This window comes from Macrococcus brunensis, assembly GCF_004359615.1.
GTDB classification, from domain to species: domain Bacteria; phylum Bacillota; class Bacilli; order Staphylococcales; family Staphylococcaceae; genus Macrococcus; species Macrococcus brunensis.
This window is the reverse complement of the sequence record NZ_SCWA01000048.1, coordinates 1-657: the sequence shown is the minus strand read 5'-3', so window position 1 is coordinate 657 and position 657 is coordinate 1. Positions and strand designations below refer to the sequence as shown.

Below are 657 nucleotides of genomic sequence, written 5' to 3'. Positions count from 1 at the left end.
AAGGTCTGAAAGTCTCCAGGAGACGGATTGGTCGTATTATGAAATCTAAAAATCTTATCTCCACATATACTTCCCTGCGTTACAGAGCCTTTCCGGATCGGTCGAATGAACGCAATATTACTAATGGTCTGGGCAGATTATTCTATAGAGAAAGACCGATGGAAGTGCTTGTGAGTGATCTGACATATGTAAAGGTGGCAGGAAAATGGCATTACATATGCTTATTTATTGATCTCTTTAACCGCGAAATTGTTGGCTACAGTGCAGGACCCAATAAAGATAGTCGTCTTGTTTCAGCAGCTCTTAGTACTATCAGACATGATTTAAGAGAGGTACAGATGTTCCATACAGACAGAGGCAAAGAGTTTGATAATCATCTTATTGATGAAGTGCTTGATACCTTTGGTATCCAGAGATCGCTAAGTATGAAAGGATGCCCATACGATAATGCAGTAGCTGAAACTACGTTTAAAGCGATGAAGACTGAATTTATCAATCAATATAACTTTCAATCTACTGATCATTTGAATATTGAACTTTTTGATTATGTGAACTGGTATAACAATGTCAGGCCGCACGGCGCATTAAATTATCTAACACCAAGGGAATATAAAGAAATATTCTATAAAAACTGTCCAATATTATGTTGACAGACCA

1 protein-coding gene is annotated in these 657 nt (G+C 37.4%); it reads left to right on the top strand.

The features are described from left to right. Positions 1-650: IS3 family transposase (locus ERX27_RS11135; protein WP_133432857.1), on the top strand; the 650-nt coding region annotated here is incomplete at its 5' end. Positions 651-657 lie beyond the last annotated feature (7 nt).